Annotated in this window: 9 protein-coding genes; 2 read left to right on the top strand and 7 right to left on the bottom strand. The window is 69.2% G+C overall.

Annotated elements, in window-relative coordinates; genetic code table 11:
• Positions 1–20: 20 nt before the first annotated feature.
• The 6 genes from AB0F17_RS40370 to AB0F17_RS40395 all read right to left on the bottom strand — a co-directional run bounded on the left by AB0F17_RS40370 (position 21) and on the right by AB0F17_RS40395 (position 7,602).
• On the bottom strand, positions 21–881 hold the full coding sequence (locus tag AB0F17_RS40370; protein ID WP_358034239.1) for a family 3 encapsulin nanocompartment shell protein: 861 nt from the start codon (positions 879–881) through the stop codon (positions 21–23).
• Positions 882–893: 12 nt separating this feature from the next.
• On the bottom strand, positions 894–1,604 hold the full coding sequence (locus AB0F17_RS40375) for a hypothetical protein (protein ID WP_358034243.1): 711 nt from the start codon (positions 1,602–1,604) through the stop codon (positions 894–896).
• Complete coding sequence (locus AB0F17_RS40380; RefSeq protein WP_358034246.1) at positions 1,601–2,584, bottom strand: aldo/keto reductase; 984 nt, start codon at positions 2,582–2,584, stop codon at positions 1,601–1,603. Before AB0F17_RS40380 ends, AB0F17_RS40375 begins: the two co-directional genes overlap by 4 nt.
• Positions 2,585–2,607: 23 nt before the next feature.
• A complete protein-coding gene (locus tag AB0F17_RS40385; protein WP_358034249.1) occupies positions 2,608–5,661 on the bottom strand; it encodes an amino acid adenylation domain-containing protein in 3,054 nt (1,017 codons plus the stop codon).
• Positions 5,662–5,743: 82 nt separating this feature from the next.
• Positions 5,744–6,889, bottom strand: coding sequence for an FAD-binding oxidoreductase (locus tag AB0F17_RS40390; RefSeq protein WP_358034252.1), 1,146 nt, complete (start codon positions 6,887–6,889; stop codon positions 5,744–5,746).
• A 446-nt stretch (positions 6,890–7,335) separates the two neighbouring features.
• Entirely contained in the window at positions 7,336–7,602 is a 267-nt protein-coding gene (locus tag AB0F17_RS40395; RefSeq protein ID WP_358034255.1) for a hypothetical protein, read from the bottom strand.
• A 341-nt stretch (positions 7,603–7,943) separates the two neighbouring features.
• Here AB0F17_RS40395 and AB0F17_RS40400 point away from each other — a divergent pair, with 341 nt between their 5' ends.
• On the top strand, positions 7,944–8,414 hold the full coding sequence (locus tag AB0F17_RS40400) for an ATP-binding protein (RefSeq protein WP_358034257.1): 471 nt from the start codon (positions 7,944–7,946) through the stop codon (positions 8,412–8,414).
• A 231-nt stretch (positions 8,415–8,645) separates the two neighbouring features.
• Here the strand turns inward: AB0F17_RS40400 and AB0F17_RS40405 are convergent, their stop codons facing one another.
• Positions 8,646–10,709, bottom strand: a complete 2,064-nt coding sequence (locus AB0F17_RS40405) for an NB-ARC domain-containing protein (protein WP_358034260.1) — start codon at positions 10,707–10,709, stop codon at positions 8,646–8,648.
• Positions 10,710–10,934: 225 nt separating this feature from the next.
• On the opposite strand from AB0F17_RS40405, the gene AB0F17_RS40410 reads away from it, so the two are divergent.
• A complete protein-coding gene (locus tag AB0F17_RS40410) occupies positions 10,935–13,298 on the top strand; it encodes a LuxR C-terminal-related transcriptional regulator (protein WP_358034262.1) in 2,364 nt (787 codons plus the stop codon).
• The last annotated feature ends 19 nt before the right edge of the window (positions 13,299–13,317 follow it).

Below are 13,317 nucleotides of genomic sequence, written 5' to 3' on the forward strand. Positions count from 1 at the left end.
GCGTTTCTTCGCCTACTGTGTTATCCGGCTTTCTCCGCCGGGGTGACGAGGAAGAACAGGGTGGGGAGATGGACCGCGACCCCCTCGTACACCTCCGCGCACACGGCCACTCCCGGCCGGGCGAACGTGCCGGGTGGGGGCTCGGCCACGCGGATCACCGAGCGACGCCCGTCGAGCAGCCTGGCCGCCACGGAGATGTCACCGACGAGGGCGGACCCCGGGCTGATCCACCGGTTGCGGCAGATCTTCATGCCGTTGCCCGTCGCCAGGTCCGCCAGCAGGCCGTTGCGGCCGACGAGCCATTGGTAGTAGTCGGTCGGGTTGATGATCATCGCGTGCGGGGTGGCTCCCGACTGCTCGACCTCGTCACAGGCCGCCAGGACTCCGGCGACGTAGTCGGTGTCGTAGGGGAGCCGGGCGATCTCCGGGTGGTGGAGCAGGTGGTCGGTCAGCGCGAGGTTCTCCGCGGTGGCGAGCCGTACCAGTAATCGGTAGTCGAGGAAGGTGCCCAGCGCGGCCGGGTCGTCGGCCAGCCCGTCGGGGATCTGCACCCACGCCTGGATCGGGTGCACCCCGGCCTCGGCCATGCCGAACCTGAACGCCGCCTCGCGGCGGACGCCGGAGTCGCGTACCGCCTTCCGCTCCTCTTCGCTGGGCGGGGACTCCGTCCAGAATCGGACGACGTCGTCGGCGGGGCGGACCTTGAGCAGGTTGCGCACGGTCAGCCGGGGCCGCTCCTTGGTCGGCTCGTGTGCCTCGGTGATGGTGTAGTCGAAGGTCACCTCCGCGTGGCGGGGATCGGCCGCGAACGCCCGCGCGAATGCCTCGCCCGGGGATTGCTGCACGGTCGGCGCGCCGGCTGGGGCTGTGTCCGTTGACATGGGTGCTCCCGCTCAGAAGTCGTGCTGGATGAGCCGCTGGTAGAAGGGCAGATGGTGGTCGTAGAAGGCCTTGAGGGCGGGGTGGTTGTCGACGGTGTCCGGGTAGGCGTTCCGGCGGTCCTCGAAGCCGGCGCTGCTGCTCGCGTCGAGATGCCATCGGCGGGTTCGCCGCCACTCGGGCCGATCCCCCGAGTCCCACGTGAGTGCCTCGGGGAGGAACGGCAGGCCGGCGTACGCGCAGAAGACCTCGGCCACCTTCACCGGCTCCCGCACCAGCCGCTCCGTGCGGATGACGAGCGGTTTGCGCCCGGTGACCGACCAGACCAGCTCGAACAGCCGGTACAGGCGTTCGTAGCCGATCTCCGCACAGGTCACCGCCGGTTTGATCGCGTAGTGCGAGCTGATGGTCGGCTTGGGGTCGCGGACGATGAACGTGTGGACGATCCCGGCGAGCTCGTCGGGGTGGTCGAAGAGGTAGGCGTACTCGTAGTCGAGGACCTCCTTGACGAACACCGGCCGCACGCGGGCCAGCTCCTTGAGGCCCATGAGAAGGTCCTTCTCCGAGTGCGCCATCGTCTGGCCGCCGAGCGGGACCGCTCCCTCCTCGGTCAGGGCCAGGAACGGCTCGTGCAGGACGGCCACGTCGCCGCGCTCGATCATCATGCGCAGGAACGCCGTCGAGGCCGAGCGCGAGTGCGCCCACATGGTGATCACGGGGTTCACCCGGACCACCAGGCGGGGACGCGGTCCCAGCGGTGCCTGCGGAGCTCCTGGAGCAGCGTGTCATCGAGCGGCCGGCCGTCGCTGACGGCGAGGTTCGCCCGTACATGTGCGGGTCTGCGCATGCCCGGGATGACTGTGCTGACCGCCGGATGGTTGAGGATGAACCGGAGGGCGAGCTCTGGGAGCGACGTGCCCTCGGGGACGGCCGCCTTGAGGCGCTCGGCCCGCTCGACGCTCGGCTGGAGGTTCTCCGCGCCGAAGTAGGTGCTGCGCCAGTCCTCCTCCGGCCAGGTGCTGCCGGCGCTCAGTGTGCCGGTGAGCGTGCCCTCGTCGAACGGGACGCGGGCGATGATCCCGATGCCGTCGCGCAGCGCGCGGTCGAACAGCTCGTCCTCCGGCGCCTGGTCGAAGATGTTGTAGATCACCTGGATGACGTCGATGAGACCGGTGTCGAGGGCGGCGAAGCAGTTGGCCGGTTCCCACCGGTTGACGCTGATGCCGACCGCGTCGATGACCCCCTCACGCTTGAGGTCGGCGACGGCCTCCTGCCAGCGCTCGTCGCCCGCCCACCGGTCCTCCCAGGTGTGGAACTGCAGCAGGTCGATGCGCGGCACGCCCAGGTTCTCCAGGCTTTTGTGGGTGTACTCCCTGATGTGGTCCGCGGGGTAGGCGTCGTCGAGGGTGTCGTCGGGTCCCGGCGGCCATTCGCGGTTCTTCGGGGGGATCTTCGTGGCGACGTACAGCCTCCGGCCGGGATGGCGGCGGAGCAGCGCGCCGAGCAGTTGTTCGCTGATCCCCCGCCCGTACACCCAGGCCGTGTCGAAGAAGGTGCAGCCCAGCTCGACGGCCTCGTCGAGGCAGCGCGGGGCGAGGTCGTAGTCCCAGCCGGTGAAGTTGCCGGGGCCGCCGCCGATGCCCCACATGCCATATCCGACCTCGCTGACTTCCCAGCCGAGGTTTCCCATCTTGCGGTGTCGCATTCCTTGAACCCTCTGTCTTGTGCTCAGCCGGTGGGGACCTGTCGATGTCCTTTCACCGCGCGGCCGCTCGCCAGCCGGGCGTGGTACGCGGTGATCGAGCCGTCCAGGCTGCCGTCGTCGAGCTGCCACCGCTGCTCGAGCCGGCGGCACTCGTCTTTGCGGAACAGCGCGGGATTGTCGGTCAGCAGGCCGGCGAACGCCCGCTTCAGTCCGTCCTCGTCCGTGCCCTGCGGGCTGGGCAGGAGCGACGCGAGCGTGGTCAGCTCGCGGTCAGCGGTCGCCAGGCCCGCCTCGCGCACCAGCGTCACGAAGTCCGCGCACGGGATCGGTGCGATGGCCGCGCCGGCGCGCAGCAGGACGTCGTCGAAACAGACGCTCTCCGCGCGGAAGACGTTCAGGGTACGGCCCCAGGCGGCGCGGTCGCACACCGCCGCCGCCACGCGTGCCGCCACATAGTCGACCGGGGTGTAGTCGGACCGCGTGGCGACGTCCGGCCGGACGCCCAGCCGCAGGAAGGCCGACAGCAGCAGATGGGTGAACGCCACCGGATTCGGATATCCGTTGTCCGCGCTCGGCATCACCTCGCCGAGCCTGAGCACGGTGACCAGCGCGCCCCGGCGCCGGGCCTCGGCGAGGTAACGTTCGGCGATCCACTTGGACCGGCTGTACCCGCCGACGGGCGTCCTGGCGAGGGACGGTTCGTAGTCCTCGGGCAGGCGGTCGTCGTGCCGGAGCGCCTCGTCCTGGAGCGCCGCGAGCGTCGACACATAGTGCACCGGTACGGGCCGGTAGGCCATCCCGAGCCGGACCAGCTCGATGGTGCCCCGGACGTTGATCTGACGATGGGCGCGGTAGTCGAACAGGAAGTTGACCAGGGCGCCGTTGTGGAGCACCAGGTCGCAGGTGCGTGCCAGGTGTTCCCAGGTACGGGGGGCCAGCCCGAGGCCCGGTAACGCCAGGTCGCCCGCGTATCCCTCAAGCCGGTCGGCGAACCGCGGCTCCCACAGACCCCGCTCGATGAGCGCGTCGACGACCCGCGCGGTCGCGCCGGTGTCGTCGGCGGCCCGCGCGAGGCAGCGTACCCGCAGGTCGGTACGGGCCAGCAGCTCATGGACCAGGCGGCTGCCGACGAAGCCGGTCGCCCCGGTGACCAGGACGGTCCGCAGCCTCCCCGACCGGTCGGCGGGCCGGATGGGCTCGCCCTCGGGCACCGCCGCGTCGCGGGCCATGAGCACGGACTCGTCCTCGATGGCCACGCCGTCGCGCCGCCGCCGTTCGATCAGGGGGGTCAGCTCGTCCGCGGTGGGGTGGTCGTACAGATCCTTGACGTCGACCCGTACGCCGCACTCCGCGGTGATCATGTGCACCACGGACAAGGCCTGGATGGAGTCGCCGCCCGCCTCCGCGAAGTGCGTTTCGGCCGTGAGGCCGGGCCGGCCGAGCGCCGATCGCAGCGTCCGCAGGACCTGGTCGGCCAGGGTCGCCGTCGGCGCGCTCTCGGCCAGCCGGGCGGTGTCCTCGGCGAGCCGGCCGTCGAGGACCGCCTGGAGCCGTCCGCGGTCGACCTTGCCGTTGTCGTTCAGCGGCATCTCCGGCAGCAGGAAGAAGTAGCGGGGCATGCTGGTCCTGGGCAGGGTGCGGCGCAGGTGCTCGCTGAGCCCGGCCTCGGTCAGGCCGCCGCCGGAGGCGAACAACGCCAGCGCCTTCGTCCCTGCCTGCTCGGCCACCAGGACCTCGGCCTGCCGGACGCCGGGGCACTGCTCGGTCGCCACCTCGATCTCGCCCAGCTCGATCCGGACACCGTGGATCTTGACCTGGAAGTCCTTGCGCCCGGAGAAGAACAACCGGCCCTCGTCATCCAGGTGACCGAGATCGCCGGTGAGGTAGAGCCGGTCTCCAGGGATGTCCGCCGGAAACGGGTTGCGGACGAACGCCTTGGCGGTGGCGGCGGGGTCACCCAAGTACCCCTCGCCGAGGCAGGCGCCACCGATGGCGATCTCGCCGGTGGCGCCGGGCGGCACCGGACGCAGGTCGTCGTCGACCACCACGGCATAGCAGTTGTCGATCGGGCGGCCCAGCGGAATCGCGTCCCCATCGGTCGCGGACACGCGGTGGAAGACCATCCCGATGGACGCCTCAGTCGGCCCGTAGCCATTGGTCACCTGAAGGCCTGGCAGCAGTGTCATCAGCCGGTGCACCGCCCGCGAGTTGACCGCCTCGCTGCCGACGACGAGCCGCCGCAGCGACGAGAGCTTCCGCAGCGCCTGTTCGTCGCTGTCCACGATGGCCACCAGCGCGTTGAAGACGCTCGACACGAAGTCCGCGGTCGTGATGCCGTACTCGGCGATCAGGTCGATGGTGTGCTGCAGGTTGAGGAACTCACCCTGCACGGGCAGGACGGTGTGGCCGCCCGTGGTCAGCGGCCAGAACAACTGCCAGAGCGAGGAGTCGGAGGTGTGCCTGCTGTTCTGCAGGACCACGTCGTCACCGGTCGCGCCGAAGTACCGCGTCATGAAGTGAAACCGGTTGGTCAGCCCCGCGTGCCGGTTCATCGCGCACTTCGGCGTGCCTGTGGTGCCCGAGGTGAAGTAGCCGTAGATCAGGTCATCGGGGCCCACCGCCACCCCCGCGCGCCGGGGCGTCGGGTCGATCCGGCCGACCTCGACGGTGACCGCGCGATGCCGTAACTCCCTCGGCAGCGAATCGGCGTCGGCGCACAGGATCGGCCCGGGCGGCAACACCCCGAAGGTGCTGCGGATCCGGTCCTCCGGCCACGACGGGTCGAGCGGTACGAAGGCCGCCCCCAGCTTCATCAGCGCCAGGTAGGTGACGGGCAGTTCCAGAGAGTTGACCAGCAGGACCGCGACCACGTCGCCTTTACCCACATCGTGCTCGGCCAGCGTGACCGCCAGGCCGTTCACCAGCTCGTCCAGCCGCCGATAGGTGAGCATCCGGCCGTCGAACGACACCGCCGGGCGCTCGGGATGGCGGTCCACCTGCTCCTCGATCAGCGCCCAGATCGGATGGAACGCACCGAAGTCAACTGCTTGGCCGGCAAAACCCCGGAGTCCGGTCATCTGCACCTCTCCCCAAGAAATGCCCCCATGCCGACTGGGCCCCTTATGAACCTAAGCCGGTGCCACGCCCATGGCGCCTTACTCATAGGCGTTCCATGTCGTTCCATGTGCGCAGGTCAAGCAGGGGGCGTTCCGGTGAGAGGTGGGCGTACGCGCCATCCGGCGGCGTGCGCCGCGCCGCCGCGGCGGCGGCGATCCGGCCGACGGCCGGTGCGGTCTGAACCCCGTACCCGCTGAGCGCGGCCAGCCAGACGAAGCCCGGCGCGTCCGGTGCCTCGCCGACCACCGGCGTCTCGTCCGCCACCGCGCTACGCAGGCCGGCCCACGCGTGCCGGACACTGCGGATCTCCAACGTGGTGGCCTTGTGTAATCGCTCCACGGCGATCGCGACGTCAAGGTCCTCGGGACGGACGTCACCGGGCGGCACCGGCGTCGCGTCGGCCGGCGAGATGAGCAGCCGTCCCGACTCGGGCTTGAAGTAGAAGGTGTCCGCCACGTCGGTGACCATCGGCCAGCGGGTCGCGTCGAGTCCGCCGGGCAGCTCGGCGAGGAAGGCGGTGCGGCGCAGCGGCCGCAGGCCGACGGGCCGCACCCCCGCGAGCTCGGCCACCTCGTCGGCCCACGCCCCGGCCGCGTTGACCACGATCGGCGCGGCGAACTCGTCCGCGTCGGTGGCCGCATGCCAGAGCCCGCCGCGCCGGGACAGACTCCGCACCCGCGCCGAGGTGATCACCTGGCCGCCGCGCGCCCGGATGCCGCGGAGAAAGCCCTGGTGAAGCGCGTCCACGTCGATGTCCATCGCCGCGGGTTTCAGCATGGCGCGGCTGTACCATCCGGACCGCACGATCGGGCAGTGCCGACGCACCTCGTCCGGATCGATCTCACGGACCGGGGTGGGGGCCGACAGCCCGTCGGCCAGCATCTCGGCGAACCGCTCCGCCGCGTCCACCGAGTCGGCCGGGCACAACGTCAGCACGCCACGCGGGGTCAGCAGCGGACCGTCCGCGAAGCCGGGCGGTGGTGTGGTGAGAAACGGGCGGCTCGCGGCGGTGAGCGCTCGCACGGCCTGGTTGCCGAAATACTCGGAGAAGAGCGCTGCGGATCGTCCGGTCGAGTGATAGCCGGGGGCGTGCTCCATCTCGAGCAGCGTCACACTGCCGGACTCAGCGAGGAAGTATCCCGCGCTGGCACCGGCCACCCCGCCGCCCACGACGAGAAAATCTCTCACGCTGGTAATCGATCATATTTCGGGCTGGATTCGCAAATATTTTCTCCGTTTCCTGACTATTTGTCGACTGTCCAGAAGTGCGCTGGGTGGCGCGGCCCGCGTGCGATAGGCGCAGGTCACAGTTATGGCGCACGACATTAAGCGGGATGTGACCTTCCGAAACCGATTATGGTCAAATGAGATAAACGGCTTGAAAGGTGACTAACCCCCCGTTGGGGGATATGGACGTCTTTTAGTGGGTTTTAGAGAATGCTGAATATTCTGGCGTTATGGAGCGTTCCTGAGGGCTGTTTATCTCGACGAAGCAGTCAAGCGGCAGTTGGACGCGGTTCGTCAGCCCGTTGCCGGCCCTTACAGACCGAAACCTCCGCGGGCGTGACCGCGGAGGTTTCGGCTGTGCGGAGGGTGGCTTGTGGCCGGCTTCCCGGCGCCGTGCGGGGCAGTGGTCAGGCGGGGGCGACCTCGTGCTCGATCTTGGCGGGGTCGGTGAGCTGGAAGGCGAACGGCGCGTTCTCGATGGTGCGCATCTCGAAGTAGACCGGCGCGACCGCGGCGGCCCGCGACGCTGATGTGGCGTGGGCTGTCTGGAGGGACGCGGGTAGGCATGAACGTGTCGCGGCGGCCTGAGCCGGCGCGGCCGTAAGTGCGGTGGTGACCGAGACGAGCAACGCCGCGATGGCGAGTGATGATGCCGCGCGGGTGGGGATGCGCATCGGCTGCCTTCCAGTCGGGAGAAGTCCTCTGCACCGATTCCCAGCGGGAAAACTACCTAACGTAACTGTTCGACTACAGAAGGCTGTCGCGCTGTCCTCCTGCTCCTGCGCGGGTTCACCGTCGTGTAGGTACCTACGTAGGAAGAAATAGGTAGTTATATGGGGATTTTTCACATCTCGTCCTTGCGGGGTGTGAGGAAGGCTGGTGGACAAGTACCAGTTCCACCCGGAAGTGAGGATCGAGGCTCCGCGCCATGTATAAGCACCAGCCCCCCAAGTCCGCCCCCCTAGGTTCCCGAACGCGAGGCGCGACGCTTCGACGTCTACTGCTTGGAGCAGGGATGGGGTCTGCGCTGCCCGGGGATGGTGTGCATGGCCGACACAGCTTCAGGTCCGCGGCGGAGGATGACCGCTTCGCCGGAGCGCGACGTGCGGCCTCATGGAGGCTCCCGCACAAGCCCTGCTCCGTGCCCAAGGCGCGCCACCTGACCCGTGAACTGCTGAGCGACTGGGGATACCCCGGCCAGGGCGATGTCGCCGAACTGCTCGTCAGCGAGCTGGTCACCAACGCGCTGAAGTACGTGAAGGGGACCGTCGACCTCAGCTTCTCCGCTGAGGACGGGCTGCTGCGTATCGAGGTCGAGGACACCAATCCCGAACTGCCGCGTGTGAGCACACCCCACCCGGACGACGAGAGAGGACGCGGGCTCGGCCTGGTCGACATGCTGTCGTGCTGCTGGGGCACCGTCCGCACCGTCCGGGGAAAGGTCGTCTGGTTCGAACTGCCGGCCTGCGCCATCGCCGAGGCCTGAGCCCGCGAGCTCGCACTCCTGAAAGGCAACGAGAGAGATTCCATGCGTCAGATCCAGGTCCGAAAGCGCCCCGTCCGCCCCACAGACCATCGGCCAGATCTGCGGACGCCGTCAGGACGGCGGCTGCCGTACTGATCTATGAACCATAGTGAACCCCCTCAGAAGGAACGCCGGAGCCGATCGGTCACCGCCGAGATCGGCCCGGCGTTCCATTCTGATCTCGGGCAGCCGTCATTCGGTGTCGGACTGCTTGATCGCATAGGTGATCGCCCGCTCCACCCCGAGCCGCGACCCTTGGCGGAAGACCGCCGAGAACACCCGCCCACCCAGTTCTTCACGTGCCCGCGCCATGCACTGCTCGTGCCCGCGCACGTGCGGGAACAGCCGGGTCGGTGAGGCGCCCATCGACCGCCACAGCGGGTGGGCGGTGCCGAGTATCCGGGCCGCGCGCTCGTACCGGCCCTGCGCGCAGGCGGTCCAGGCCAGGACCTCCAGGCATTGCGTGAGGCCCCACCGGTCGTTGATCAAGCTTCGGAACTCGGCCGCCTCCCTCATCAGGGACTCGGTCCTGCGCCAGTCACCCTGGTTCCACGCGGCGATGCCCAAGGCGAACAGCGCGTACCCGCGTGACACCTGGGCGTGCCGCGCCTCGGACAGTGCGAGGAACCGCTCGCTCAGGCGGATGCCGAGTTCCGGGACCTCGGCCGAGCCATAGCAGGCGGCGTAGAAGAGATTGATGCTGGCGGCGTCGATGTCTCCGCAGGCCAGGTGTTCGGCGCGGGCCTCCTCCAGGAGCGCGAGACCTTGCTTGGGATCACCTGCCGAGAACGCGGCGATCCCCGATACCTGGGTGGCGAACGCGAGAGCAGACGTGTCTCCCAGCCGCCGGGCCAAGGCATGACATTCCGCGAGCCGCGTCATGGCCGTCTTCAGGTCGCCCTGATGGAGGGCGAGCAGGCCGTCGACCCACAGGGCGTTGGCCCGCGTGGTGTTCGCTTCCGGCATGAGGTGCAGGCCACGCTCCAGCCAGTGCCGGCCTTCGGTGATGGAGCCGGCGATGATCCAGAAGACCCACAGCGCCGAGGCGATCTCCAGCCCCACAGCGGGCCGGCCCGCCCGGCCGAAGCACAGGTCGAGCGCGACGCGCACGTTGGGACTCTCCAGTTGCAGCGTCCTGAGGCCCTCGAGCTGATGGGGAGAGAGCCGATCCAACCGGTGCCGCTCGACCAAGCGCCGGTAATGCTCGATGTATCGGCTGCCCAGCACCTTCGTCTCGGCGGAGGTCAGCCGCTCACGGCCGTACGCGCGGATGCTGTCGAGCATGTGGTAATGCACCCCGACCTCTCGCTGCTGCGGGATGAGCACGGATTTGTCCACCAAACCGGTGATCAGATCGATGACATCCGGCTGGTCGATCTCCGCTCCCGAGCAGATCGCCTCCGCCGACTCCAGCTCGACGCCACCGGCGAACATCGACAGCCGGCTCCACAACCGCTGCTCGGCGGGGGAACACAGCCCGAAAGTCCAGTCCAGGGTCCCGCGCAGCGACTGGTGCCGTGGCAGCGCGGAGCGGGCGTTCTCGGCCGAGACCTCGAAGTGCTGGTCCAGTTCCCGCATCAGCTGCTCCACCGGCGTCGTACGCAGCCGTACCGCGGCCAGCTCGATCGCCAGCGGGATGCCCTCAAGGCGCTGGGACAGCCGGGCCACGGTCTCGGCGTTGGCCGCGTCGACGGCGAACTCGGGTTGTACCTGAGCCGCTCGCTCCGCGAACAGGCGGACCGCGTCGTGGCGGAGGATGTCGCGTACCGCGGCGCCGGGATCGGGTACCGACAGGGGCGGCACGTTCAGCACCTGCTCGCCGTACACGCCGAGCGCCTGCCGGCTGGTCGCCAGGATCCGCAGCCGCGGGGCGCCGCGCAGCAGGCAGCTCGTCAGGTGGGCGCACGCCTCCAGCAGGTGCTCGCAGTTGTCCAGCACCAGCAGCATCCGCCGGTCGGCCAGGTAGTTCACCAGCGTGGTCATGGAGGAGGGGGCCATTTCCCGCAAGCCGAGCGCGGCGGCGACGGTCGGCTCCAGAAGGTCGCCGTCCTCGAGGGAGGCCAGCTCGACCAGCTCCACCCCGTGCGCGAACGTCCGCCGCAGGGCCTTGGCCACCTGCATGGCCAGCCGGGTCTTGCCGACTCCGCCGGTGCCCGTCAGGGTCAGCAACCGGGTGCCGGCCAGCATGCGCCGCACCGCCGACATCTCGTGCCTGCGCCCGATGAGGCCGGGTCCGTCTACCAGTGGACTCGGCATGGTCGGCTCTTGGTGCCTGTCACCACCACATTCACCCTGCGTCGTAGGCGGGTCACCTGATGCATCGGTAACCGCGCCATCACCACCAGGTTATGTCCACGCGTCCAGATTCACCACCACGCCGGCGGCGCTGTGCGCAGGAATCGGCCTGGGCATAATCTGGATAGTGAAGGGCCCGGATACCGCGCTTTGGTGACCTGCTGACCGGGCCGACAAGAGGCGTCGATGGCAACGGTGGTAGCGGGCAACGCCCGGCGGCAGCAGATCGGCTGGCTGCCGGCCGAGGTGACGAGTTTCGTCGGACGTCGGCACGAGGTGGCCGAGGTCAAACAGCTCCTGTCCACATCCCGTGCGGTGACCCTGCTCGGGGTGGGCGGGGTGGGCAAGACCCGGCTGGCCGTACGCGTGGGGATCGAGGTGAGGCGGGCGTTCCGCGACGGCGTGTGGCTGGTCGAACTCGCCGCGCTGACGGATTCGGACCTGCTCGCCCAGGTCGTGGCCGAAACTTTGGAGATTCGCGACCATACCGTCAGTCCGCCCATGCAGGTGCTCATCGGCCACCTGCGCGACAAGCAGGCGCTGGTGATCCTCGACAACTGCGAGCACCTGGTCTACGAGTGCGCCGTGGTGGCCGAGACGCTCCTGCGTGCCGCCCCTGAGCTGCGGATCCTGGCCACCAGCCGGCAGGCGTTGGGGATCACCGGCGAGCAGACGCTGCCCGTGCCGACGCTTCCGCTGCCGGTCTCCGACTATCCGGGGATGCCCATCGAGGCGCTCATGCAGTGCGACGCGCTGCAGCTGTTCTCGGAGCGGGCCCGGGCGATCCTGCCGACGTTCGCCATCACCGAGGACAACCAGGACGCCGTGCTGCGGATCTGCCGCCGGTTGGACGGCCTGCCGCTCGCCATCGAGCTGGCGGCGGTCCGGCTGCGGGCGCTGTCGGTCGGGCAGCTACTCGACCGGCTGGACGACCGGTTCCGGCTGCTCACCGCGGGGTCGCGGGCGACGCTGCCCCGCCACCAGACGCTCCGCGCGATGATCGACTGGAGCTTCACCCTGTGTACGGAGCAGGAGCAGTTGCTGTGGGAGCGCGCGTCGGTGTTCACCGGCGGCCTGGACCTGGAGGCGGCTGAGGCGGTCTGCTCCGGCGACGGCATCAGCCGCGAGGACGTCATCGACCTGGTGATCGGCCTGGTCGACAAGTCCGTCTTCCTCCGGGAGGAGCACCGTCCCGGCGTGCGGTACCGGCTCCTGGACACGATCCGCGAGTACGGCCGCGAACGGCTCATCGCCTCGGGCCAGGAGATGGCGCTGCAACGGCGACACCGCGACTATTACCGGGCACTGGCGGAGCGGGCGCGGGCGGAGTTGTTCGGGCCGTCGCAGGTGACCTGGTTCGCCCGGCTGCAGCTCGAACACGCCAACCTGCGTACCGCTCTCGAAAGCTACTACGGCGACCCAGAGGAGGTCAGGGCCGGCCTGGGCATGGCCGCCGACCTGCTCTATCACTGGATCACCAGCTACTACCTCGCCGAAGGCCGGGGCTGGCTGGACCGAGGGCTGGCCCTGGACACCGAACCGGGCGAGGTACGCGCCAGAGCGCTGTGGGCCAACAGCTGGCTGGCCATCATCCAGGCCGACATCACCTCCGCCACGGCCATGCTGGACGAGAGCCGGGCCTTGGGGGAGCAGCTGGGGGACGACCTGGTCCGCGGCTATGTCGCGCTCTATTCGGGCATGACCGCCATGTACCGCGGCGACGCCGAATCGGCGATCAGCCTCTACGAAGAGGCGGTGGCGCGGCACCGCACCACCAAGGACCCGGTCGGTCTGGCCCTGGCCCTCATCCGGCTGTCCCTCGCGCACTCCTACCTGGGCGACTCGTCGCAGGCCATCTCTCTAGGCGAAGACTGCCTGGCCGTGTGCGACGCCTACGGGGAGGGCTGGCACAAGGCGTACACGATGATGGCGCTCGGCGTGGAGGTGTGGCGGCAGGGAGACCTCCACCGCGCGACCGAACTCGAGAAGGAGAGCCTGATCTTCAACCGCTCGCTCGACGATCCGCTGGGTGTCGGGGTCAATCTCGAGGTGCTGGCCTGGATCGCCGCGACGGAGAAGCACTACCAGCGGGCCGCCCGGCTGCTGGGGATCCTGGAGACCGTCTGGCGTTCGATCGGTGCGCCGCTGTCCGGATACGGGCACCTTGTGCGCTATCACGATGAATGCGAGAGCCGGACGCGCCATGCTCTCGGAGAGTCGGCCTTCGACGCCGCGGTCAAGCGAGGTGCCCGGCTCTCCTACGATGAGGCGCTCGGCTACGCGCTCCAGGAGGACACTCCCCCCGACGAGAAGGCACAGCCGGACCCGGCGCGGCTCACCCGCCGCGAGCGGGAGATCGCCGCGCTGGTCGCCCAAGGGATGACCAACAAGCAGATCGCCGCGGCACTGGTGATCGCCCAGCGCACCGCCGAAGCGCACATCGAGCACATCCTCAACAAGCTCGGCTTCAACTCACGCGCCCAGATCGCCGTGTGGTTCGGGGAACAGGCCCGAGCCGCGGATGAAGAGTCCGGGGACGCGCGCGGCTGACCGAATCCGGGGGTTGCCT

This window comes from Nonomuraea sp. NPDC026600 (assembly GCF_040638335.1).
GTDB lineage: Bacteria > Actinomycetota > Actinomycetes > Streptosporangiales > Streptosporangiaceae > Nonomuraea.

Bases quoted from the DNA above. Each gene is read 5' to 3' on its own strand.
- AB0F17_RS40395 (WP_358034255.1), bottom strand. From the start codon at position 7,602: ATGCGCATCCCCACCCGCGCGGCATCATCACTCGCCATCGCGGCGTTG.
- AB0F17_RS40400 (WP_358034257.1), top strand. From the start codon at position 7,944: ATGGGGTCTGCGCTGCCCGGGGATGGTGTGCATGGCCGACACAGCTTC.
- AB0F17_RS40370 (WP_358034239.1), bottom strand. From the start codon at position 881: ATGTCAACGGACACAGCCCCAGCCGGCGCGCCGACCGTGCAGCAATCC.
- AB0F17_RS40405 (WP_358034260.1), bottom strand. From the start codon at position 10,709: ATGCCGAGTCCACTGGTAGACGGACCCGGCCTCATCGGGCGCAGGCAC.
- AB0F17_RS40410 (WP_358034262.1), top strand. From the start codon at position 10,935: ATGGCAACGGTGGTAGCGGGCAACGCCCGGCGGCAGCAGATCGGCTGG.
- AB0F17_RS40380 (WP_358034246.1), bottom strand. From the start codon at position 2,584: ATGCGACACCGCAAGATGGGAAACCTCGGCTGGGAAGTCAGCGAGGTC.
- AB0F17_RS40385 (WP_358034249.1), bottom strand. From the start codon at position 5,661: ATGACCGGACTCCGGGGTTTTGCCGGCCAAGCAGTTGACTTCGGTGCG.